Origin of the sequence: Bifidobacterium myosotis (assembly GCF_002259745.1) — a bacterium.
In the GTDB taxonomy this organism is placed as follows: domain Bacteria; phylum Actinomycetota; class Actinomycetes; order Actinomycetales; family Bifidobacteriaceae; genus Bifidobacterium; species Bifidobacterium myosotis.
In genome coordinates, this window is record NZ_MWWW01000002.1 from 258,897 (window position 1) to 281,767 (window position 22,871).

Sequence of the window (22,871 nt, forward strand, 5' to 3'; positions counted from 1 at the left end):
GGCCATGCCTGAGGGTTCAGCAACATCATGCCTGTATGCCGTTTTTTTGCGTCGCTCCGGCGGAAACTGGCAGGGCGGGCATGCCTCTAACCTACTATCGAGATAGCTCGTTGAGCCGCGTTCTCAAAGCGGTGGCTTGCATTTGAATGCTAGAAAAGAATTTGAATGCATTGTTTATGCTGGTCATGATTGGTGTTAATGGTCTTATGAGATTCCCCAAGGCGGTGATCATAGAAGCTGTATGCTGAATATCGTCTGAAATAGTAAAGGAATTAATTAATTGATCAAGATTATTAATTAATCCATTAATTTGCTGATTGCGTAATGCTCCAGCAGGCATATATGTAACTTGGTCTATATATTGTTGCAATGCTATATAATAGTTGCTCCAAATATTTGAAAGATGTGCTGTACTTTCGTTAAGGCTGCTTACATCGTTTTCCGATGCATCGACAATTTGGTTACTCCATGTTATCAAACGTGTAGCTGAAGCATTCTGTGGTGCGGGATTCTCGCTGAATCGTTTGATGATATTGCTTATTGATTTAGTAAAAATAACCATTTCTTCATCAAGGCTGTCAGCTGATTTATCGGCTTCTGCCATCAATGAAAGAAAATCATTTGTCCTGTTATCAATAGAACTGGTGTTGGATGATAAGTGAATGCGAGCATTCGTAGCTTGATCAATTTGGTTGTTCTGTTCGTCTATGACATCCTTGAGTTTCGAGGCGATTTCAGCCATTCGCTTTTTGTAGGAAGGAGTGTTAGATGGTTCAAAGGTTAAATCCTCGACAGAAATGAATTGTTTATCGTGAATAATGTCTAGTACGGGGTCATTTCCGCTGTTTGGTATTGCGTCGATGTTTTGCCAAATCATGGAGAGAATTTTGTTGCCGCTGTGTTGTCCACTGCGTGCATTGAATTCAAGTAATTCCTGACGACATGGATTGCTCCCTAGATATTGAGGGGTCACAGCCGCTAAAAGGATATTCGCTTTAGATATGTTGTGGTCGAGCACTTGACGCCATTCGGCTCCCCAATGAATATCAGTATCCGCGAATAGGTGAAGTTCTCTGCCGGTTTGGAACCTATATGCGGTAACGAGGTTGCTGGCAAAATCAACAATTGCATTGTCGAGATAGTTGTTATCGTTATGACTATAGCTCAAGAAAATATTGGCGTCATAATCAGACTCGGATAAAGCTTCCATCTTGGTATTATTGGGTCTTTCTGATAACTTCGTATGTTCGAGTATATTGTCTGTGCTATATGGATTTTGATTATGCGTGAACCCATCGCTGTCCCATAGTGCAGAAACAGGAATGGCCCACATGTCATTGGCAAATTTTTGAATATGCTGTCCGCAATATACGACGTATCCACGCTTGAATCGCGAATCTTTCGCTCGTAGCTGGGAAAGCCCTGCAAAATCAGTGCGATCAACGTTGCTGTTTGATTTGACTTCGATGCCAATAAGTTCATTGTCTCTGACCAGAACGAGATCAACCTCTTTTGGCTTTGATCCGCTTTCTCGCCAGTAGAATGCATCCGGACGTTTGTCTGACCATTGCGCTTCCGGAACTATCTGATTAACGACATAGGATTCGAATATTTGTCCGAACAGCACTCGATCTTGATCAGGGTTTTTCCCACTACGTCGAAAAGTTGCGATTGAGAATGAAGTATCCAGAGGATGCACCTTGGATCGTGCCAAAACCTGACGATTGGCTGTAGTCTTCAGATTTGGCAAAGTGCGAATAAGAAAGCGGCTGACAAAAATACTGACGTATCGTTCGACAGTCCTTGCATCAATATGTACCAGGTCCGCGGTTCGTTTGAGATTGAGAATGCCTCCGGGTGTTGCCAGTAACTCCTGCAGAACAGACGTGGCTATTGACTTGTCGAGATGTTCGTCGGGAAGAACGGTATCGCCGAGGACGTTATCGATGTCGTCTTGGATTGCGAGTCTCCGTTCCGCAGGGGTCATAAACGCGTTGGATGCAATGTAAGAAGGAAAACCTCCGGTCTCCATGTATCGCGTGATATCGGATGTTGATGTTGCGGAACGATAATCTGAGTTCGGTGTATAGCTCCATAACTTATCAACAATGCTCACAGCCGCATTGCCATAATACTCATGGCGGGTAAGCGGATTGAGAAGGAAACGTCTTGATCTGCGGGTCAGTGGATCTTGACCGTCGAGTCCGTTGCGCGTTATGGAAGCGGAACCGGTGAGTACAAATTGTGTTGCTGTGTCTGTAGTCTTGTCCACTATTCCCTTGATGGCGAGTGGAAGTCCTAGGATACGCTGAGCTTCGTCAATAATCGTGCCGGAGGGGAGCGACTCGAGCCAATCTTGCAAATGGGATTTGGCGTATCGATACGTGCTTTCGTCTGCGAGCGATTCATAGTGGTAATCCGGCAATTCCCGCTGAACGAGCATTGTCTTGCCGACTGCGCGGGCGCCTTCAAGCACTAGGACCTTTGCCTTCGTGTTTTTGAGCGTCTGGGCCAACGGGCGAGATATATACTTGACCATAGATGAATAATATAACATCGCATTAAGAAAAACAACATTAGATGCAGTAAAGAAACAACATTCAATGCACTGTGTTTTGTCAAACAGCGTTTTCTTGAAAGGCGGGTTTGGGCGGTGGCGCATGCTTATATGCAGCCAAACACAAGTGTATGCGGCCTGGCACAAGTGGCTCCGCCGCCCACTGCCGTATGGTGAGGGGCTTGGCTGGTCTGGCCGCTCTCCTCGTCGTGCTGGTGTCAGATATGATTTTGGAAGATAGCAGCGCAGAATGATGCTATATCTTCCGGGTTGGTGTTGAACCACTCGGTTCCGGGCGTGTCTGTGAGTTGTCTGCCTTGTAGTTTGAGCATGCCGTGAATTGTTGTTTCCAGCGTTGAGGCATCGTCGCATTTAATGGTGAGTGCGATGTGAGGGGGCTCGGGGAAGCAGGGTTGTGATTGTTCATAAAAGCGAGACAGGGAATCTGTGTCGGGGCATCCTATCCGGCATGGCCAATAGATTTTGCCGTTGCGCTGGGCCTTTTCTTTATACGCGTCAAAGTAGTACACGTATACGGTTGCACTGCCTTCTCCGATTGTTCGATTGCCATGCGCCGTATATGTTTTGGTGTGTGTGGGGCGTTCTGTGGTGCTGGATGGTGAAGGGTGGTCGTTGGTCTGTTGTGCTACATTCTGGTGCTCGAGGGTCCAATAGCCGTAGTTCACGTTAGTGAGGCCTTGGGGCTTGAGATATGAAGCGGCTTTCTTGAAGACTCCGGGACCTGAAAAATGATCCAGTGATCCACCGTGATGTTGATGGTATTGACGGACTGCCTCAATTGCCTGTTCTCGTTTGAATCGCTTGCCGTCGAACAAGAGCAGGAGTATCTCGGCAAAGATTGATGGCTGCAAGGGAAGTCCGACATACTTGTATTTGCCGAAATCGTCCTGTAGATTGCTGGCGCTCGGCCTGTCCATGGCAACTCCTTCACTTTGATAAGCACCAGCATAGGATATAAAGGAGACTGAGGGCAACCAGAAGAGATATAAAGGTACTTATGGATATAAGGGTGTAGATAGATTCTGGTTAATACTTTGCGCGTGTCGGAAGCGGATGAAAAACCACTTTAAGCGGCGACACGCAAGACGTTGCAATGGATTTGTGTTTTGCGGAAGAGTGTGTATGATTTATGGCTTGTGCGCAAGTGCAATCTTGTGTGCAGATATTCCTGCGTAGCTCAGTTGGCAGAGCATCCGACTGTTAATCGGACGGTCGCTGGTTCAAGCCCAGCCGCAGGAGCTTCATTCCGGTAGGTCGGTTGACTTGCTGGACTGATAACTGAATATTCCTGCGTAGCTCAGTTGGCAGAGCATCCGACTGTTAATCGGACGGTCGCTGGTTCAAGCCCAGCCGCAGGAGCTTGGTAAGGCCTCGGATTATATCCGGGGCCTTTTTGCGTTTGAGAAATGGCCAAGACATGGGCTATCCGTCTATTGGCCTATCTCACCAATGATTGAGATTGAGTATTTCAGCCTCTATCTCCCTCAGGTCAGCTTCGCTGCCAACCTCCCACCCACTTCAAAAGGGGCGTGTCGCTCAGACAATTTGAATTTGCGAGATGGGCCACCATGCTATCGTGTGGCAACGTGGCTATCCTGTGTGGCTAACAAGAGCCGCCGGCCGGCCCTAGCGTGCGGCGAAACGGGACGAAACATAAGTCAGCGACGGGGTTATGCTACGTTTCGTCCCGTTTTGAGGTGATTAAGTGGGACGAAACGTAACACGGTCTCGTCGCTGACTTACGTTTCGTCCCATTTGATGCTGCAGGGGCGCTGTGTGCGGGTGGGGACGCCCAACGGAACATAAGTCCGGGGGCGGCTTCAGCATCCGGGGCTGTCGTGCAACCACCGGCGTACAGGTCTCGTTCCGGCCATCACCATGACCGTGCCGTTGCGCCAAAACACACGAGCCCGTTTCCGCCATGGGAATCATGGGAATTCCACAGCGAAAACGGGCTCGTAAGCCGTACGGGCGCGCGTTACGGGAACGCCGAATCACCCGCAATCAATCATCGATTACCGGACTACCCTATCGGACACTATCGGACGCCCAGCAGCACGCGGCGATATCCTCGATATCCTTCACCCGGCGCCAGGCCTCCCACGCTCGGCAGCCGTCGATCACTTGTTGGCGTTGGTCATCACGCGCGGGCCGTTCGGGTCGCCGACGATGACCTTGTCCACCATGTTGAGGAACAGGCCGTGCTCCACCACACCGACCGTGTTGATGAGATCCTCGGCCAGCTCGTACGGGTGATCGATGCGATCCAGGTGCAGATCCACCACGAAGTTGTTCTCGTCGGTGCGCACCTCCTTGCCTTCGGCGTCAAGACGAAGCACTGGCTTGTAGCCCTTGGCCTCGAACTTCTTGACCACATGGCCGGCGCCGAACGGAATCACCTCGACCGGCAGCGGGAACTTGCCGATGGTGTCCACCACCTTGGACTCGTCCACAATCCAGACGATCTTGTTGGAGTTGGTGGCCACGATCTTCTCCCACAGCAGGGCCGCGCCGCCGCCCTTGATGCCGTTGAAGTTCTTGTCCACTTCGTCGGCGCCGTCGATGGTGATGTCGATGTGGTCCACATCGTCGATGTCCACGATCTTGATGCCGTAGCCCTCGGCCTGCTCCTGCGTGCGGCGGGAGGTGGTGACGCCCGTGAACTGCAGGCCCTCCTCCTGGACGCGACGGCCCAGTTCGTCCACCAGGAACCTGACGGTGGAACCGGTGCCGAGGCCGGCGATCATGCCGTTTTCGATGAGCTTGGCGGCCTCGATGCCGGCCGCCTTCTTGAGGGCATCCTGCTGTGCCTTATCCATGCGATTCTCCTTTGCCATCCGTGCTTCACGCCATGCGGTAACGCTGTGAAGTCCGGTTCCTATCCTAACGCGGGTGAGCGAATATGTGCCTTCGCGTCCGATTATGGTAGGCGAACGGGTGGTTGACGATGCGTTGCTTCCGGCTAACGCCGGATGAAGGGGACGCCGGTGATGGTCAGATTGCCGTCGCCGTCCACGTATCCGGTGATGGTGATGGTGCCGGAAATCGGCATCGGCTGGCCGTTGAAGTACGGGCTGGTCTTGGGAGCGGGGGAGAAGGTCAGCGTGCCCGACACCGTCAGTCCGCTGGGGCTGGGATTCGGATTCGGACTGGGAACGGGGCTGGGATGCGGGCTATCGGCGACTGCGGAGCTATCGGCATTGCCGGTATCCCCGAAATCCAGATCCGGTACGCCCTCGGGCTCAGCCAGAAGCTCCGCCAACGATTGCTTGCCGCCCGATGCCGTATCGGCGGGGGACTGCCCGGCTGCGTCATGAGCCGACTGCTGCACGGGCTTTTGTGCCGACTTCTGCTCGAACGTCGGCTTGCGCAGACTGTCCGCGTCGGCATTGCCGTCCAACACCAGCTGCACGTCCGGCGGCACGTCGGTACCGCGCGCGTATTCGGAATGCAGCAGTGACTGCCATCCCTCGATGGGCAGGTAGCCGTCTCGCGCGCCCGAGCGGCAGTCGCCGGCATACGTGCGTGCCAGCTCGTCGACCAGTTCGTTGCCGGCGTTGCCCGCATGCCCCTTGACCCACTTGAACTTCACCGGCCCGGGCCTGCGCGAGATCTCGGCGTCGATCGCCTTGATGAGCTCCACGTTCTTCACGGGCTTTTTCTGCGAGTTCTTCCAGCCGTTGCGCTTCCAGCCCTTCACCCATGTGGTGGAGCAGTTGATGGCGTACTGCGAATCGGATTCGATGAGCAGGGGCTCGCTGCCGGGGTGTGCGCGCAACGCCTCGAGCACCGCGCACAGCTCGCCAATCTGGTTGGTGCCGTTCGTGGCTCCGCCGGCGTCATATCCATGATCGTCATGGTCATGGCCGGGCTTGCCGCCGGCGTTTTTCTCATGGTCGGCCCAGGCCCAGCCCATCGGGCCGTTCGGATTGCCCAGTGCCGATCCGTCCGTCGATACTGTGATGGTCACGTTTCACTCACTTTCCGGTCAGTGCGAACAGCTCCTCCGAGGGGCGCGACTGCGCTCGCTCACCTTGCCTGTGGATTATCCGCTCGATTGTCCACATGACGGCGCTGCATTCGGATCGCCCGGTGCATCGCCGTGCATCGCCGTGCATCGCCGTCCTTCGGCGCAACAGTCGTCCTGCGCTCCACCCTAACGCACGCCATGCGCAACGATTGCCGTGCCGTCAGACGGTCGCTGAGTCACCGAAGTTATCCACATTTACCCTGCATAACGGAAGCTGGAACCACATACCCCGTTTTGGCTTTCCTTTTTGCGGCCGGTTCGTTACGGTGAGCCCATGAGTACCGCAATCAATGATGATGCCTATGCCGCACCTGCCATCTCGCTTCATGATCCGCCACCTGAGGAATCGGAGGTGACCTGTGCCCCTATGCGCGCCGCTGAGTCCGTGAGTGCGAGCGGCCCAATCCCTGCGATGGGTGAAAGCATTGCGCAGCGCAAACGCGATACTGCGCGGCGCTGCACTGAAGTCGCCAAACGATTGGACCGTAGGCTGCTGTTCGGCATGACCACGTCTCTTGCGCTGCAGTCCGTGCCGTTGCCGGCCGACTGCAATCTTGACCAGTCGGTGTTACATGCCGTGTGCAGCACACGGGACAAGCGCATTCGTGCTCGAAACGAGGAAGTGCGCACCCATATATGGAGATACGTCACCAATGAGAACGTGGTTCGGATTAATCGGCATGTCTTTGCATTGGATCTGTTCCATGTGTGGGCGCAGATGGCGGTGCATGTTCCACTCGAGTCGTTGGTCGTGCTTGGTGACGCCATCATCACCGCCACGGCGAAGCAGCCGTCACTGGCCAACAATCGTGACATCCTGGCCGTGCATCGCGATTTCGCCGCGTGCATCAACGGACTCGTGGGATTCAAGGGCCGGTCTCGGTGTCTGCGTGCATTGGATCTGGTCGTGCCCGGAGCGGATTCACCGAAGGAAACCGAGGAACGAATCTCGCTGTTGTCACATGGCATTCCTCAGCCTGCGGTGAACTATATGGTTCCCGATGCACTGTTCGACTCGGGTTTCCCAATGACGTTGGACATGGCCTGGCCGGAATACAAAGTCGCGGTCGAATACGATGGAGATCATCATCGTACGAGCAAGACACAGTGGCGGCGTGATCGGGAGAAACGGGACCGACTGATTGGTCGGCGGTGGACCGTGTTCGTAGCCACCGCCGCGAGCCTTGCCGATGAGGATGCGCGCGCCGAGTTCGCCTTCAATGTGGCGCGCGAGCTTGCCCGTCGCGGCGCGGTATTCGAGTTTCGGGTGATTGCGATGACGATCGAGCAGCTGGCCGAGCGCCGATTGAAGGAGTCGCGCCGAAGAAGTTGAGGTCGACGCAGGGGAGTGGGGTATTGTCGGCAAGGCGGGAAGACCATGTCCGCTGACGACCTGAACTCAGCCAATGAGGTTCTCCGAAGGTGGGCGGAGATGCTTGGATAGGGATGCGGTGCAATCTTTCCTGCATTCGCGGTGTATGGAAGCGATTCGGAGGGAAGTTAAGTGGCTCTTCCGATTTTGGCGTGTAAGGGCCGTGTGTTTCCATTGCTTAGGCGCAGTCAACTATTTATCGGCGCCTTGCGCGTATGCCTGCCTTGTTGTGCCGTCCTGTTCTTTGGGGCCTGCCTAAGAAACGAGGAATGTGTCTAGGTTTTGTCCCATACGGAGCCGCTTATAGTGTGGCGCAGCGCTGTACTATGTGGCCGGTAACTGCGATGGGTGATGCGCGCGTGGCATATGGCTGCGGTACGAAATCCTCAGAAGGCTCTTTTTGACGTGTTGTGTACAAGAAGGCGCGGTACGATGTGCGAAATCGCGCGTTTTTCGTGTATCGTACCGCAGGGCTGCGGGCGGTCGATTTCGCCCATGAGTCAGGAATGGCTTGTTTCCGCGGTTTTTGAAATAGGCGCATTGCCCCGATATGGATTGAAAACGTTTGCTTCGGCTGTCGGGGCGCACTGCTGCGGTACAACAGCTCGAAAAGCGTTAAATCGGCGCATCGTACCGCAAATGGCGTGTTGCGCGCGTGGCCGAGCGTGGAGAAAGGGGTATACATCGCGTGCGCGGGGTGCATCCCTTGTGCTCGCCGTCCGTGATTGCGAACGGGGGATGTGCGCCGTGCGAGTGGGGTGCTGTGCGTCGAGCGTTACGCGGTACGTATGGTGGAGTCGTCGGAGGCTGTCGCCAGTCATGATGAAACGGTCTGCGAGGGCGTTGGCGGGTTTCGGCGGAGGGACGACACACCGATGCACTGCGTGACGATCGGCTCAGTCAGGCCAAAACACAAGGTTTGGCTCTGTTGAACCAGAATTGACATGGATTAATCAGCGAAAGTTCTGAATGGGTTGATTCCCTAGAGTGATTTCCTAGGAACCCCGCCCCACCAATTCGCCTCTTATGCCAAAGCTGGTTTAACAGAGCCATAGGTTTCCCGCGAGGAAGACTTTGCCGGCACCCTTGTGAATCGCGCCGACGACGGCACGTATGAACTCATCGGTGAACTCATCGTCATAATGACGCCTGTGATCCCTACGCATTCCCACACATGAAAAACCGCACCTCCAATCATTGAATCTGAATTACTTCAGTCCAACAATCGGAGGTGCGGTTCGGGGATATCCGTAGGAAACCTTGCGGAACGAGGGGCGCCAGCACGCACGGACCGTGCATGACGCACCATACACACTAGGCGCGCGTTACCCTCACTCGCTCAGGGCCTTGTCGACCACGAGCTTGGCTTCGTCGAGCACCTTGTCGAGGGCCTCGGGGCTCTCGAAGGATTCGGCGTACACCTTGTAGATGTTCTCGGTGCCGGAAGGACGGGCGGCGAACCAGTTGTCCTTGGTGGTGACTTTGAGGCCGCCGATCTTGGCGTGGTTGCCCGGAGCCTCGGTGAGCTTGGCGGTGATGTCCTCGCCGGCCAGCTCGGTGGCGGTCACGTCGTCGCCGGTGAGCTTGGCGAACTTCTGCTTCTGCTCGAGGGTAGTCGGGGTGTCCACGCGCTTGTACCAGGACTCGCCGAAGCGGGCCACCTGGTCCTTGTGCAGCTCGGCCGGGTTCTTGCCGGTCTTGGCGGTGATCTCGGCGGCCAGCAGGTCGGGGATCAGACCGTCCTTATCGGTGGTCCACACGCGGCCGTCCTTGCGCAGGAAGCTCATGCCGGAGCTCTCCTCGCCGCCGAACGCCACCTCGCCGGAGAACAGCGGATCGACGAACCACTTGAAGCCGACCGGCACCTCGATGACCTTCGCGTTGATCGAAGCGGCCACGCGGTCAATCAGGGAGGAGGAGACCAGCGTCTTGCCTACGGCCGCGCCCGCGGGCCAGCCCGGACGGTTGCCGCCGAAGAGGTACTCCACGCACACGGCGATGTAGTGGTTCGGGTTCATCACGCCCCAGTTCGGGCAGACGATGCCGTGACGGTCCGCGTCCGGGTCGGTGCCGCCGACCAGGTCGTACTTGTCCCAAGCGCCGGCGTTGAGCTCATCGACCAGACCCTTCATCGCGTACGGGGAGGACGGGTCCATGCGGATCTTGCCGTCGTGGTCGATGGTCATGAAGCGCCAGGTCGGGTCGACCTCGGGGCGCACCACGCCGATGTTCAGGCCGTACTTCTCATTGATGAGCGGCCAGTAGTTCACGGAGGCGCCGCCGAGCGGGTCGATGCCCAGACGCACGCCGGAGTTGCGGATCACGTCGAAGTCGATGACGTTCTCCAGGTCGGAGACGTAGTGCTCACGGAAGTCGAAGCCCTCGACGTACTCGGACTTGATGGCCTCCTCGTAGGGCACACGCTTGACGGACTTGAAGTCGCCGAGCAGCTCGTTGGCGCGGGCGGCGATGGCGTTCGTCACATCGGCCGGGGCCGGGCCGCCGGTCACCGGGTCGTACTTGAAGCCGCCGTCGGTGGGCGGGTTGTGGGACGGCGTGACGACGATGCCGTCGGCCAGACCCTCACCCTCGAAGCGCTGGGTGCCGTCCGCCGCGCGGTTGTGGGTCAGGATGGCCTGGGAGACCACGGGGGTGGGCACGAAGTCGTTGCGGGAGTCGATGCGCACGTGCACGCCGTTGGCGACAAGGACCTCGATGGCGGTCTTCTTGGCCGGGGCGGACAGCGCGTGGGTGTCGGAGCCGAGGTACAGCGGGCCGGTCACGCCAGCCTTCTTACGGTATTCGGCGATGGCCTGGGTGATGGCGATGATGTGGGCCTCGTTGAACGAGGTCTTCAGGGACGATCCACGGTGGCCGGAGGTGCCGAAGATGACACGCTGCTCGGGGACGGAGGGATCGGGGACGAGGTCGTAGTACTTGCCGATGACCTCATCGACGTCAATCAGATCTGCTGGGGTGGCGGGAAGACCCGCATTTGTTGCTACCATGCCTCTTATTCTGCCACGTTTTCCGAGGTTTCGTGTGGAATTATGTTAAGAGTTGTCAACTTTTGTGCGAAAAAGAAATAATCTTGCCTGCTGTTTGGTCAAAATTCATATCTCGTTGGGTTCCTGGGCGCTGCGCGGGACATGTTTGAGGCATCGGATCGCATGGAATCGCGTGGGGCCGTATGCAATCACATGATTGACTACCGATGACTGATTATATGAGAATGGCCGACGCCGCGAAATCGCGAACGTCGGCCATTGCCGTCAACGCATCATCGGAAAGGTCGCTGCAATCATTCCGACCGTCGGCTTCCGACCGTCGGCTTCCGACCGTCAGCGGTGGGTCATCTCCGCTTCGATCTCCTCCAGTGACTTGCCCTTGGTCTCCGGCACGAACCGCATGACGAACGGGATGGACAGCAGCGAGAACACGCCGAAGATGGCGAATGGGCCACCCACGTTGTTGCCGAATGCGGCGAGCAGCATGAGGAAGAACTGGGAGACGATGAAGTTGCCCAGCCAGTTGGCCGCCGAGCCGAAGGAGGAGCCGATGCCTCGCACCGACAGCGGGAAGATCTCGCCGATGAGCACCCATGCGATCGGGCCCCAGGAGATGGCGAAACCGAGGATGTAGAAGGCGATGAGGATCATGGTCGGAATGGCGAGCACGGCCACGTCGCCCGCAAAGTTCATCACGGCGAGAATGGCGAGCGAGACGGTCATCACCACGGAACCGAAGATTAGCATCGTCTTGCGCGGGAACTTGTCCATGATCAGAGTGGCCACGATGGTGGAGGCGAAGTTCACCACGCCGATGCCCACAGACACCCAGATCGCATCGTTTTCAGGGAAGCCGAAGCCCTTGATGAACACCTGCGGAAGGAAATAGATGACCGAGTTGATACCCACGAGCTGCTGGAAGAGCATGATGCCCACGGCGGCCACCAGTGCCGGACGCGCGATGCGGAACAGCTCGCGCACACCGCCCTTGGTGTCCTGCGCGGCCACGGCCTTGATCTCGTCGAGCTCGAGCTGCACCTGCGTCTGGTCGACGTCCTTGCGGATGAGGGTGAGCACCTTGAACGCGTTGCGCTCGTCGCCCTTGTTCACCAGATAGCGCGGGGATTCCGGCAGCAACAGGCCGCCGATCAGCAGCAGCGCCGCCGGCACGAGCGCCGAGCCGAGCATCCAGCGCCAATCGCGCACGCCGAGCAGGTCGTGGCCGAGGAAACCGAGGTTGGAGGCGTATGCCAGCAGGATGCCGAAGGTGATCATGAGCTGGAACAGCGTGGACAGCGACCCGCGGTGCTCCTTCGGTGCGAGCTCGGCGAGGTAGGCCGGTGTCAGTGCGGACGCCGCGCCGACGGCGAGGCCGAGGATGATGCGCGCGGCGACCATCATCAGGAAGCCGGTGGACATGGCGCACATGCCCGAACCGATCAGGAACAGGATGGCGGACACGATGAGCAGTTTCTTACGGCCGAACCGGTCGGACAGCGCGCCGATGGACAGCGCGCCGGCGCACGAGCCGATCAGCACGGACGAAGTGATGAAACCGGTCTGGGAGACGCTCAGGGCGAAGTCGGATTCGATGAGCGGGGAGGCGCCGGAGATGATGCCGGTATCGAAGCCGAACAGCATGCCACCGAGCGCGCCGAAGGTAAAGATGAACGAGCTGTTGAGCGGGAATCGGGGAGAGAAGCCGCGGGATTCCATGGCCTCGATCTTCTCGATGGCGTTTGCCGCTTCGCTCGCCACGGCGCTTGTCGCGTCTGCTACGGTCTGGGTCGATGTGGGTGATGTTGCTGCCGTCGTCATTGTCCTGTTCCTTTCATCGTCATTGACAGTGCTTGCGTTTGCGGCTTTGCGCGCTGCGTGCAGGAACACATCATCGATGTACCCGGACAACAAAAAAGACCTGGAACAATGTGGAATCGGTATATCGCCACGGACATTCGTCCATGGGATACGCAGATTCCACATCGCTCCAGGTCTTGCCTCGTTTCCAAGTAACAACCCTGCTACGCAACGTGTGAAACATAGGATACGACGTTTTCGACCGCGACACTCCGAAGCGCGATACTGTGATGGCGTATGCGAGACAATGGCGACAACCGTGAGAGGAGTTGGCCGTGGGGAATACGTCGATGGCGATGCGGATAGTCGAAGCCCTCGGCGGCCCCGGCAATATCCTCGAGGTCACGCATTGCGCCACACGCCTGCGCATTGTGCTTGCAGACGAGCGCAAGGCCGACTTCGCCCGCATTGAGGCCATCGATGGGGTGTTGGGTGCGTTCTCCCGTCCTGGTGGGCGTTGTCAGATCGTCATCGGGGGCGCTGTGGCATCGGTGTATGAGGCGGTCATGGCTGTACTGGCCTCGGCTGACGCGTCTGCGGCTGACACTTCTGCTGGCGGTACGTCTGCGACCGGCACCCCCGAGCACCGCCATTGGCCGAAGTCCGCGCGCGCATGGGCGGGCGCCGCACTCGATTACGTATCCGACGCGTTCCGTCCGTTGCTCGGAGCGCTGCTCGGCGCCTCGATGGTCATCGCCTTGGCCAATGTGATGGTGGCGTTCGGCGGTATGCCGTCCGGCGACGCTACACAGGGATGGAATCTGCTGAAGGCGATATGGGAGGGCATGTTCATGCTGCTTCCGGTGATGGTCGCCTGCAACGCCTCCCGCAAGCTCAATGTCGATCCGTGGCTCGGCGGCGCGATCATGGCGGCCTTGATGGCGCCGCGACTTGCCGGAGTCACTGGAGGGGTCACCGCGTTCGGCGTGGCCCTCCCGATTCGCGACTACAGCGGGAACCTCATCGTACCGTTGCTGATGGCCGTCGCGCTCGCGTTGGTGTATCACGGGCTTGCGCGGGTGATTGCAAGCAGTGTGCAGCTGGTGTTCGCGCCGTTCCTTTCGCTGGTGACCGTCTATCTGCTCACGGTGCTGCTCATCGGGCCCTTCGGCGTGTGGATCGGCGATGGGCTGAGCGCCGGCACGGCCTGGCTGGATGCGCATGTGCCGTTCCTGTTCGCGCTGCTCATCCCGATGATGTACCCGTTTTTGGTGCCGTTGGGCCTGCATTGGCCACTGAACGCCCTGATGCTCGTGAACATCCAGACATTGGGTTATGACTTCGTGCAAGGTCCGATGGGCGTATGGAACTTCGCGTGCTTCGGTGCGACTGCGGGCGTGCTGGTGCTCGCCGTCCGTGACCGGGACTCGGCCATGCGCCAGACTGCGCTGAGCGCTCTGCTGGCGGGACTGCTGGGCGGTGTCTCGGAACTCAGTCTGTACGGTATTCATCTGCAGCATCGCCGCATCTACCGGTGGCTGCTTGCCGGGTGCGCGGCCGGAGGCGTGTCCAGTGCGGTGCTGGGCAGCCTGTTCCCGTCCGTGCTGCCGGACGGCCAGACCGTGCACGGGGTGACGACCACTGCCTTCGCGTTCTCGTCGCTGTTGACGATTCCCGTGTTCGACAGGGCGTGGGTATATGCGTCGTCCATCGCGATCGCGTTCGTGGTGGCGATGACGCTGGTGGTCATGTTCGATTACCGAACCCCGATGAATGCCGTGTCCTCCGTGAAACCGGGCCGATCCGCCGATGGCGCCGTGCATGATGCGGCGTTGCCGGATGCTCCGATATCGGATGCGGAGCCGAGCGACGGCACGCCGGCTGATGCGGGTGCAGGGGTATCCAAGGCGCAGTCCTCCCATGCCGTATTCGCGCCGGTGGACGGTGCGCTGGTCGGCTTGGACACAATCGGTGACCCGGTATTCGCATCCAAGGCATTGGGCGAGGGCATCGGTGTGATGCCGAGTGGGAGCGACGGCATGATGACGGTATGCGCACCTGTTGCCGGTATGCTGAAAACCGTGGCCAGAACGGGGCATGCATTCGGCATCAAAACCGATGACAACGTCGAGGTATTGGTGCATGTCGGTTTGGACACCGCCGATATGGATGGCGAAGGCTTCGTGCTGCAGGTGGGCAAAGGCGATGCGGTGCAGGCGGGTGAGCCGGTGATGCAGGTCGATCGCCATGCGGTTGTCGGGTCCGGCCGCAGCATGGTGGTCGTGGTCACCGTGGTGAACAGCGCTGCGATGGAGTCGGTCACGCCATTGCTGACCGCCCCCGGAAACGGGACGCCACTCGGCGCAGGGAACCGGAACCAGGGGGAATCCGACGTGTCGGATCGCCAAGCCAGAGTCGTGCGGGTCGGTGACCCTATCATCGATGTGGAACGGTGACAATGGCGCCGGGGAGGCGATGCAGGCGGTGAAAGGAGGACGCCGTGGAGATACTGAGGGTCTTCAACAACAACGTCGTGTTGGCCAAAGACGGCAACGGCGGCGAAGTGATTCTCACGGGCCGTGGCTTGGGATTCCAGGCCAGACCGGGCCAATCGGTGGATGAATCGAAGATCGTACGGACCTTCGTGCCGTCGGACGGCCGGGACCCGGACCATCTCGCGCAGATGCTTGCGGACATCGCTCCGGAAACCATTCGTCTGGTGGTCGACGCCATGAAGGAGACCGGTCTGGACGAGCATCAGAGCGCAAGCACCACGCTGGTGTTGGCGCTCTCCGACCATATCGCCGGCGCAATTGAACGACGACGGCGTGGCATCGACATGACCTACCCGCTGATCGGTGAGGTGCGCAACCTCTATCCGCGCGAATATGGGCAAGGGCGTTCGCTGCTCGCTGCAATCAACGCGCGGCTTGACACCCCTTTGCCGGACGGCGAGGCGACCTCGCTGGCCATGCATCTGGTGAACGCCGGGTTCGCCACCGGAGACCTGACCTATACCTATACGATGACCGGTGTCATTCAACAAATGCTTGACATCATCGAACAGACGTACGGGCTGGTGCTGGATCGCGAATCGGTGAACGTGGGCCGATTCATCACCCATCTGCGCTACCTGTTCATCCGGGTGCACCAGCATCGTCAGCTGGATGGCGAGCCGGCGCCCATTATCGAGGCGATTCGTGCCGCCTACCCCAAGGCCGTACGTTGCGCGAGCACCATCCGATCGTTGCTGGAGTTGCGACTCGACGCGGATATCAGCGAGGACGAAGTCGCCTATCTGGCGATGCATGTGGCCCGAGTCACCGCCGATGCCGAGCGGGTCGGCGCCGGGCCGGACGACGGGAGTCATGCCGACGGCAAATAAACTGAACGCAGACACGCCGATCGCAGACAGATCGATTGCAGACAGATGGATTACGGACAGATGGATTACAGACAGGAGACGCGATGATCACCCGAACGGTAACGGTAGGCAGTGCCATGGGACTGCATGCGCGCCCGGCCGCCATATTCGCCACTGCCGTGGAACAGACCGGGCTTGACGTGGTGCTCTGGCACGACGGCGAGGAGGCGGATGCCGCCAGCGCCTTGGATATCATGGCGCTCGGCATCGCCGGAGGGGAGACGGTGACCATCGGCGTCGATGAGGGGCAAGCCGGTGCGAACGCCGGTGCGAACGCCGGCGCGGGCGCCGCAGATGCCACCGTCGAGGCCATTAGGGCGAAACTGGACGGACTCGCCGCGATGCTCGCCCGTGATTTCGATGCCGTCGATGCCGTTGATGGAGTCTGATGGGGGTCTGATGGCGGCCACACGGATAAGCGGCAACGAACGTCGCGTATTGCAGGGCATCGGGGTCTCCTCCGGTGTGGCATATGGCTGTGCGCGACTGATGCATGAGCCGCCGGGCGTTGACGAGGGGGAGCCGGCGTGCGTGGACCCACAATCGGACATGATGCGTGTGCGTGCGGCGATGGCTGCCGTCGCTGCCGCGTTGAGGGAACGGTCCTTGCGGGCGGCCGATGACATGACCCGTGCCATGCTCGCTGCCGGCGCGCGGTTGGCCGAGGATCGCGGATTGGACAAATCCATCATGAAGCGCCTGTCGGCCGGCGATGGCGTGACCCGTGCCGTGGCCAACGCCGTGGACGGATACATCGAGCGCTTTAGCAAGGCCGGTGGCATGATGGCCGAACGAATCACCGATCTCAACGTCATCCGAAGCCGTCTCATCGCCGAGTTGCGGGGATTGCCGGTCGTGGTCCCCCAGCACGATGCCGTGCGCGACATCCCGGTGATTCTTGTCGCCCGCGATCTGGCGCCCGCCGATGCTGCCGCGTTGGACCCCGCTGCAGTACGCGGACTGGTGTTGGAGGAGGGTGGAGCTACCGGACATACCGCCATTCTGGCCGCCGAACGTGGCATTCCAGCCGTGGTTCGGGCGCATGGTGTGCTGGAAGCGGCAGCCGATGATAGTCGCATCGTTCTGGACGGTGGCGCCGGAGAGGTGATCGTCAATCCCGATTCTGCCGATTGGGATTGTGCCGCCGAACGCGCCGCCCGGCGAAGGGCGTTGCTCCATGGCGGTGCTGCCTGTGCTGCCGATGCTACAGATGCAGCCGATGCTGCAGCCGACGTCGATGACTCCTCCGCTATGACCGCTGATGGATGCCGGATACTGTTGAACGCCAACGTTGGCACTCCGGCCGAAGCGGAGGAGGCCGCCCTGGCCGGTGTTGATGGCATCGGCCTGCTGCGTAGCGAATTCCTGTTCCTGAACCGTTCGCAGGCGCCGACGGAGGCTGAGCAGGCCGAAGCGTATACCCGGGCGGTCCATGCGTTCGACGGCCGGCCGGTGGCGGTCCGTACGTTCGATGCCGGTGCCGATAAGCCGCTTGCCTTCGCACGGAGCGACGGCGGCGAAGCGTCGGCCATGTCCAACCCGGCGCTCGGTGTGCGGGGCATCCGCTTGGGCATGCGGCGCGAGGATCTTCTCGATACGCAGCTCGCGGCGCTTGCCGATGCATATCGGGCCTCGGGGAATTGTCTGAAGGTGATGGCCCCGATGGTCGCGACCGTGCAGGAGACGCAATGGTTCGTGGACAAAGCGCATGCGGCAGGGCTGCCGTATGCCGGCATCATGATCGAAACGCCGGCCGCAGCCGTGCAATCCGCGTCATTGCTCGCCGTGGCGGATTTCGCGTCGATCGGCACCAATGATCTGGCGCAATACACGATGGCGGCCGACCGGCTTGACGGCAGTCTGTCCGACCTGCTCGATTCATGGCAGCCCGCAACGCTGCGCATGATACGGATGACCGTCGAGGGCGGTCTGGTAGCCGGGAAGCCGGTGGGTGTGTGCGGCGAAGCTGCGGGCGATCCTCTGCTGGCACTGGTGTTTGCGGGATTCGGCATACGGTCGCTGTCGATGGCTTGGCGGAAGGCGGCCGCTGTACGGTCCGCGTTGCGGCTGCACAGTCTGGCTGATTGCCAACGCATGGCACAGGCAGCGCTCAACGCGCGTTCAGCGACGGAAGCTCGTCAATCCGCGTTGGCGCTCGCCGACGCCAGGCTGCGTGATGTGCTGTGACTTCGACGGTTTAACCGCGGAAGGCGCAAGTGGAGCGCTCGTGGGACGCTGACATGGGATTTTCAGCGGATTGGCTCCAGCAGTGCCGTGGTTTCGGCGAAATCGGCCGTGGCGTTCGCCGCCGCGGCCTGCGCGGTCTTCTCCAGAGAGGAGAGCGTGGACGCCGGCACGCGGACAATAAGCGCGCGACGGTCCACCGAGAAACGGATGTGGCGCGTCTCGGGCAGCATGTCGCCGTCCACCTGCGCCTTGGCCGGCTTCTCCAGCGTGACTTCAGCGGTAAGCCCCTGTATCTGTTCCATGGTCGAATTCGTGGAGAGCGGGTTTTGCTCAGGCTTGCCGATGAGCGTCTGATGCACGACATCGCCGAACAGATTCGCCCAACCAAGGATGCCGCCAGTGGTGTCGATGATTTCGAAGTCGAGGATGCCGTCGTCATATGAGGCGGCCGGCATCAGGGAGAATACAGGAATCTGGCCGCAATTGCCGGCCATGATCGTACGGAAGTCGAGATTGCGGATGGAGTGCGAGGAGCCATCGGGACTGGTGATGGTCAGATTGGCCTGGTATTTCGGGGCGAACAGGTTCTTGAAACCGCCCACGAAGTAGGCGAGCCAGCTGATGTTGGCTTTCAAAGCGGGATCGGTGTCGTCGATCATCGCAGCGTCGAAGCCGATGCCTGCGATGATGAGGAACGCATGGCCGTGATCGTCCTCAGGATGGTCAAGCAGCCAGAGTCGCCCCATATCCACCAGACGTGAGCCGTGGGACGTCGCCACGGTCAGCGCCGCGTCGATGTCATCCACCGGAATGCCCATGTTGCGGGCGAACAGGTTGCCGGTGCCGATCGGGATGATGCCGAGGGCGTGGCCGGTGCCTGAAACGGCGCTCGCCACCGTGCGCACGGTGCCGTCGCCTCCCACTGCGATGACCACGTCGGCGCCGTCCGCCAGCGCCTCCTTAGCGCAGGCGCGCCCGTCCTTGTCAAGCTGGGTGTCGTAGAAGCGGATGCGGTCAAGGCCTTTGGCCGCGCAGAATTCCTGGATATGCAGCCGCTCGGCCTCCGCCTGAGGCTTGGAGGGGTTGATGATGAAGGCGTACTGCACCTCGTCGTCACGCCGCTTGTCCAACGATTCCGCCAGCTTGCGGCGGCGGTGCGCGCGTGCGGCCAGCACGGCGGCGACGATGGCCACGATCACGAGGACAACAACAACAACGATGAGCGCGGTGAGGACAGGCTGAGACATGATTCCTATTGTTACCGTGGGACTGGGTGCCGCCTGAGGAAAACGTGTGAACATGAACAGTTTGTGCACGTTGAACGAGTGGCCGGTCCACGGGCTAGCCGGAGGATTGCCGCGTGTCGGCTTGCGGCGGTAGTGTTAGGCCCATGCTTGATATTCAATTCATTCGTGAGCACGCCGATATCGTCAAGGAATCCCAGCGCAAGCGTGGCGAGTCCGTGGAACTCGTCGATGAGGTGCTGTCCTCCGACACCGTGCGTCGTGAGTCGCTGAAGGCCTTCGAGGAGGCCCGCGCCCAGCAGAAGGAGATCGGCAAGCAGGTGGCCGCCGCCCCGGCCGATCAGAAGGCCGCGCTTATTGCCCAGACCAAGGAACTCGCCGCCAAGGTGGCCGAGTACAAGTCCAAGGCCGACGCCGCTGCCGAGGAATACACCACCGCCATGTGGAAGCTGTCCAACATCGTCGAGCCGGAGGCTCCGGAAGGCGGCGAGGACGACTACGTCGTGGTCAAGAAGGTCGGTCAGATCCGTGACTTCGCGGCCGAGGGCTTCGAGCCGAAGGATCATCTGACCCTCGGCACCAACGTGGCCGGCATCGACATGCGCCGCGGCGTCAAGGTCGGTGGCTCCCGCTTCTACTTCCTGCGCGGTGCTGTGGCCCGCATGCAGATTGCCATGCTTACCATGGCCGTGGACCAGGCCGAGCAGCACGGCTTCGTGCTCGCCATCACCCCGACGCTGGTGCGTCCCGAGGTCATGGCCGGCACCGGCTTCCTCAACTCCCACGCCGATGAGATTTACCGCCTGCGCGAGCCCGACGACCAGTACCTCGTCGGCACGTCCGAAGTGGCGCTCGCCGGCATGCACGAGAACGAGATTCTGGACCTGTCCAACGGCCCGCTGCGCTACTGCGGCTGGAGCTCCTGCTACCGCCGTGAGGCCGGCGCCGCCGGCAAGGACACCTCCGGCATCATCCGCGTCCACCAGTTCGACAAGGTGGAGATGTTCGTGTACGCCAAGCAGGAGAACTCCTACGCCGAGCACCAGCACCTGCTGGAGATGGAGCAGGAGATGCTCGCCAAGGTCGAGGTGCCGTACCGCATCATCGACACCGCCGCCGGCGATCTCGGCTCCTCCGCCGCCCGTAAGTTCGACTGCGAGGCGTGGGTGCCGACTCAGGGCCGCTACCGCGAGCTGACCTCCACTTCCAACTGCACCGAGTACCAGGCTCGTCGTCTCAACATCCGTGAGCGCACCGAGGACGGCTCCACCCGTGCGGTCTCCACGCTGAACGGCACGCTGGCCACCACCCGTTGGCTGGTCGCCATCCTGGAGAACCACCAGCAGAAGGACGGCTCCATCGAGATTCCGCAGGCCATGCGTCCGTACATGGGTGGCAAGGAAGTCATCGAGCCGACTAAGTGGGAGGCGTGACCTCCGTCACGCCTGCTGCGTTTCGCGACGTGCGCCACGCTTTCGCTGCGCGCTGCTACGAACACTCCACTGGGCTGTTCGTCAAGTGGGAGGCGTGACCGCCGTTTCCGTACGAGCGGGGGCGGTGAGACACGATTTTGCCCGTTATTCTCCGAATCGGGCAAAAAGGGTGTCGTATCTGTATAATTGAACGTCGTGCGTTGTCAGTCTGATTGGTTCTATGCGATTTCGGGCCGATGCGCACACAAGGACAGATGTCTGAGCGGTCTAAAGAGACGGTCTTGAAAACCGTTGAGGGGCAACCCTCCGCGAGTTCGAATCTCGCTCTGTCCGCCGTTAAGGGTTCCGGGTCGATTGCCTGGGACCCTTTCGTATTTCTGCTTTGCGATCCGCGTAGCAACAAGCCCCGGTGCTGGAGCATCGGACCTTGTTGCGGATAGCGGCTTACCGCCGCAAACCAAAGATTACGAAGTGAATCGTATCGCGATGCACAGCAGTTTAACTGGGGCTTTCTTCATTGGGGCAGCATGTGCGATGTCGATACGAATGTGTTGTGGCCATGATGCGACAGGGCGGTTGTCTGTGGCGTTCGTTTTCGAATCGCTGTCACGACTTGTCATCAGGCGATGGAGCGATCGGAACCGTGAATAGACCCATTGATCGGACGCAGCACATGGCAGGGATTGCCGACTGCGACCGCTCTGCTTCCCATGAATGCGAGCATGTAAGCCCGTCATAATTCCTCTGCGCGGTCAGGATTGTGACGCTCGTGCGGAATTTGGCAAGTATTGATCCCCCGTGGTATGGGATGTGCCTTTCGCGTGGGTCGGCATCTGTTTGGGATGAGTCTAGTGGGCGTCGCATGGACGTGATTGCGTACAGGGCGATGCATTCCGTCTGGGATTGTTGCTGTTGGCGGGGTTGTGGTTGAGCGGGGTTATTGATTGTTTGGGAGTGACGGGGTTGATGTGAGTTGTGGATGTGAGTGAACGGGTGGTGTCTGGAGACGGAATTGTTGTGGGATGCGCTGTTGTAGTGGTGTTTTTTGCTGGTGTGTGGGTCGGTTGCGGTTTTACACTGATGGTGTCAGCGGGTTTGCGGGGTTTGCGACACGCCGGTGGAAGCCTGTCGTTGCAACGATTTGGGCTGTTCTTCGTGCGCCTGATTTGCGCTTGTTCGTGTGTTCGTGTAGGTTATTCATCTGTTGCCGCTGAGCGGTTCGGGTTTCTTCCTTGTGTTTGGTTGGGGCTTGGGTTGCTTGTGTGGTGGTGGTTTGAGAACTCAAGAGCGTGTTTGTACTACTTCTTTATAGTCAATGATTGCCAGTCCATTGCCTGCCTGCTGGTTTTCTGGTGGGTGCCTGAGAGATGGTTGAATGGTGATGGGGTTTTGTGTGAGAGGTCCTTTTTCCTTATAAAGGATTTTTCTCGTCTTTTTTGTTTTGAGAGTCTGTTTTTCGGGCTTTCTTCATGAAGTTTTTTTGTGGAGGGTTCGATTCTGGCTCAGGATGAACGCTGGCGGCGTGCTTAACACATGCAAGTCGAACGGGATCCCTGGTTTCGGCCGGGGTGAGAGTGGCGAACGGGTGAGTAATGCGTGACCGACCTGCCCTGTACTGCGGAATAGCTCCTGGAAACGGGTGGTAATGCCGCATGCTCCAATGCACTGCATGGTGTGTTGGGAAAGGTTTTTCCGGTATGGGATGGGGTCGCGTCCTATCAGGTAGTCGGCGGGGTGATGGCCCACCGAGCCTATGACGGGTAGCCGGCCTGAGAGGGCGACCGGCCACATTGGGACT

14 protein-coding genes, 3 tRNA genes and 1 rRNA gene are annotated in these 22,871 nt (G+C 59.2%); 11 read left to right on the plus strand and 7 right to left on the minus strand.

Translation table 11 applies throughout. The features are described 5' to 3' along the window. Positions 1-94: 94 nt before the first annotated feature. Both BMYO_RS12385 and BMYO_RS01270 read right to left on the minus strand, forming a co-directional pair. A complete protein-coding gene (locus tag BMYO_RS12385) occupies positions 95-2,476 on the minus strand; it encodes a DUF4143 domain-containing protein (RefSeq protein WP_338024363.1) in 2,382 nt (793 codons plus the stop codon). Between the two features lie 299 nt (positions 2,477-2,775). After that, the gene (locus BMYO_RS01270; RefSeq protein ID WP_094666768.1) at positions 2,776-3,495 is read right to left on the minus strand and encodes a GIY-YIG nuclease family protein; all 720 of its coding nucleotides are present in this window, start codon (positions 3,493-3,495) and stop codon (positions 2,776-2,778) included. A 249-nt stretch (positions 3,496-3,744) separates the two neighbouring features. Here BMYO_RS01270 and BMYO_RS01275 point away from each other — a divergent pair. After that, positions 3,745-3,817 (plus strand) — tRNA-Asn (locus BMYO_RS01275). 47 nt (positions 3,818-3,864) lie between these two features. Next, positions 3,865-3,937, plus strand: a tRNA-Asn gene (locus BMYO_RS01280). Positions 3,938-4,698: 761 nt separating this feature from the next. Here the strand turns inward: BMYO_RS01280 and rpiA are convergent. Both rpiA and BMYO_RS01290 read right to left on the minus strand, forming a co-directional pair. Next, positions 4,699-5,397, minus strand: coding sequence for a ribose-5-phosphate isomerase RpiA (rpiA, locus tag BMYO_RS01285; RefSeq protein ID WP_094666769.1), 699 nt, complete (start codon positions 5,395-5,397; stop codon positions 4,699-4,701). 143 nt (positions 5,398-5,540) lie between these two features. Beyond that, a complete protein-coding gene (locus BMYO_RS01290) occupies positions 5,541-6,548 on the minus strand; it encodes a ribonuclease H family protein (protein ID WP_094666770.1) in 1,008 nt (335 codons plus the stop codon). A 334-nt stretch (positions 6,549-6,882) separates the two neighbouring features. Between BMYO_RS01290 and BMYO_RS01295 the strand changes: the two genes are divergently transcribed. After that, positions 6,883-7,941, plus strand: a complete 1,059-nt coding sequence (locus tag BMYO_RS01295; protein WP_169834003.1) for a hypothetical protein — start codon at positions 6,883-6,885, stop codon at positions 7,939-7,941. A 1,370-nt stretch (positions 7,942-9,311) separates the two neighbouring features. Here the strand turns inward: BMYO_RS01295 and pgm are convergent. Both pgm and BMYO_RS01305 read right to left on the minus strand, forming a co-directional pair. Continuing rightward, complete coding sequence (pgm, locus tag BMYO_RS01300) at positions 9,312-10,988, minus strand: phosphoglucomutase (alpha-D-glucose-1,6-bisphosphate-dependent) (protein WP_094666771.1); 1,677 nt, start codon at positions 10,986-10,988, stop codon at positions 9,312-9,314. Positions 10,989-11,321: 333 nt separating this feature from the next. Beyond that, positions 11,322-12,806, minus strand: coding sequence for a sugar porter family MFS transporter (locus BMYO_RS01305; RefSeq protein WP_420807272.1), 1,485 nt, complete (start codon positions 12,804-12,806; stop codon positions 11,322-11,324). A 329-nt stretch (positions 12,807-13,135) separates the two neighbouring features. On the opposite strand from BMYO_RS01305, the gene BMYO_RS01310 reads away from it, so the two are divergent. From BMYO_RS01310 to BMYO_RS01325, 4 genes are all read left to right on the plus strand, one after another. Further along, complete coding sequence (locus tag BMYO_RS01310) at positions 13,136-15,241, plus strand: glucose PTS transporter subunit IIA (RefSeq protein ID WP_094666772.1); 2,106 nt, start codon at positions 13,136-13,138, stop codon at positions 15,239-15,241. A gap of 44 nt (positions 15,242-15,285) precedes the next feature. After that, on the plus strand, positions 15,286-16,170 hold the full coding sequence (locus BMYO_RS01315) for a PRD domain-containing protein (protein ID WP_094666773.1): 885 nt from the start codon (positions 15,286-15,288) through the stop codon (positions 16,168-16,170). 83 nt (positions 16,171-16,253) lie between these two features. After that, on the plus strand, positions 16,254-16,598 hold the full coding sequence (locus tag BMYO_RS01320) for an HPr family phosphocarrier protein (protein ID WP_094666774.1): 345 nt from the start codon (positions 16,254-16,256) through the stop codon (positions 16,596-16,598). A 10-nt stretch (positions 16,599-16,608) separates the two neighbouring features. Further along, a complete protein-coding gene (locus BMYO_RS01325) occupies positions 16,609-18,396 on the plus strand; it encodes a putative PEP-binding protein (RefSeq protein WP_094666775.1) in 1,788 nt (595 codons plus the stop codon). A gap of 62 nt (positions 18,397-18,458) precedes the next feature. Here BMYO_RS01325 and BMYO_RS01330 read toward each other — a convergent pair whose 3' ends face one another. Then, positions 18,459-19,643, minus strand: coding sequence for a diacylglycerol/lipid kinase family protein (locus tag BMYO_RS01330; RefSeq protein WP_169834004.1), 1,185 nt, complete (start codon positions 19,641-19,643; stop codon positions 18,459-18,461). 143 nt (positions 19,644-19,786) lie between these two features. On the opposite strand from BMYO_RS01330, the gene serS reads away from it, so the two are divergent. The 4 genes from serS to BMYO_RS01350 all read left to right on the plus strand — a co-directional run. Beyond that, positions 19,787-21,073, plus strand: coding sequence for a serine--tRNA ligase (serS, locus tag BMYO_RS01335; RefSeq protein ID WP_094666776.1), 1,287 nt, complete (start codon positions 19,787-19,789; stop codon positions 21,071-21,073). A gap of 248 nt (positions 21,074-21,321) precedes the next feature. Next, positions 21,322-21,406 (plus strand) — tRNA-Ser (locus BMYO_RS01340). Positions 21,407-22,054: 648 nt separating this feature from the next. Continuing rightward, complete coding sequence (locus tag BMYO_RS11410) at positions 22,055-22,546, plus strand: hypothetical protein (protein ID WP_143249086.1); 492 nt, start codon at positions 22,055-22,057, stop codon at positions 22,544-22,546. A 6-nt stretch (positions 22,547-22,552) separates the two neighbouring features. Continuing rightward, a 16S ribosomal RNA gene (locus tag BMYO_RS01350) occupies positions 22,553-22,871 on the plus strand; the annotation flags it as partial.